At 43.7% G+C, this 1,452-nt stretch carries 1 protein-coding gene; it reads right to left on the reverse strand.

The annotated features are described in order from the left end of the window. Window positions 1-79 precede the first annotated feature (79 nt). Complete coding sequence (ltrA, locus tag EYS08_RS25565) at window positions 80-1,339, reverse strand: group II intron reverse transcriptase/maturase (protein ID WP_131032712.1); 1,260 nt, start codon at window positions 1,337-1,339, stop codon at window positions 80-82. Between the last annotated feature and the right edge of the window lie 113 nt (window positions 1,340-1,452).

The raw sequence follows: 1,452 nt of genomic DNA on the forward strand, positions 1-1,452 counted from the left end.
TTTATCAAGTAAACCCAGGTGTTTCAACCTGAGATTCTCACAGAACCGTACGTGATGGTCTCCCATCATACGGCTCTTATTATCGTAACTCCATAGTAGGTTTCGAGCCAAATGTCCAATGTGCAAATAAGTTTGGCTTTCGTTTATGTAAACGCCTTATCCATTTCATCGCACTGGTCAAACTAACCCTTAACCCTTTGTATTTCCTGATTGCCCAGTTGGCCAGCTTTGAGTTGACCCTACGCAAAAAGTCTTTCAACTTAGTGCTATAGAATTTTCCGTAATAGTTGATCAAACCCTGCAATACCGGATTCATTTCTTTGGCAACTGCTTCTAKCTCAATACCTGCAATTCGTAGTATTGGCATATTAGTCAACTTTTCATTCATTGATTTCATTGCTTTTGTACTTACTGCAGGAAGAAAGTTCGTAAAGCTGACGTTCCTCTTGGTGTTCAATGCCTGTCTAGGCTTGAATGTATAACMAAGGAAGTCAAACGTTACGGCTTCATCCGTTTCCCCCTTGCGGTTACTGTCCTTGCAATAGACAATTYTGGTCTTGTCTTCATGCATCTCCAAACCACATTCCTTTAGCCGTTGCCCTAATGTTTCCTTCAAGTGGATGGCCTGTTCCTCTGTTCTGCAATGTATGACTGCATCATCGGCATAACGTTCAAAAGCATGCTCAGGGTAATTGGCTTTTAGCCACATATCCATTGCATAATGCAAGTAAAGATTTGAAAGAATCGGACCAATGACAGAACCTTGCGGAACTCCTTTAGTCCTCGGAACTACTGTCCCATCTTCCAGCTGTAAGGATGCCACCAACCATCTTTTGATGTATAGTACCATCCAATCCTCTTCTGTATGCTTTTCAACTGCCAACATCAGCAAATCGTGCGGAATATTGTCGAAGAACCCGCGAATATCAACATCCAGTACCCAGTTGTATGCCCAGCACCTTTCACGTGCTTTGGCAACTGCCTGTAACGCTGATTTCTTTGGGCGGTAGCCGTAAGAGTCTTCATGGAATAAGTTGTCSACCACTTCTCCCAGTCTTGCCGCTACCACAGCCTGTCCAATCCGGTCGGTTATCGTGGGAATGCCCAATGGCCTTTTACCGCCATCTTTCTTGGGGATCTCTACCAACTTAATGGCAGGTGGCATGTAGCTACCAGAACTCATCTGGTTCCATAGCTTATAAAGGTATTTCTGGGATTGCATGTCAAATGCTTCCATACTCATCTTGTCTACACCCGCTGCGCCTTTGTTGGCTTTGATCTTCAAGTAGGCTTCATGAACCGACTTTCTTGAAATACAATATGGTTTTGGCCTGTACATCTTCTATACCTCCTGTAGTATTAACCTTGAACAGTTTCTATCAATGTACAGCGCCTGATAATGCCACTCCTTCGCTCCAGTCAAGTTTCCAAGACTATCATCACTACTACGGG

The organism is Pedobacter kyonggii (genome assembly GCF_004310665.1).
GTDB classification, from domain to species: Bacteria; Bacteroidota; Bacteroidia; order Sphingobacteriales; family Sphingobacteriaceae; genus Pedobacter; species Pedobacter kyonggii.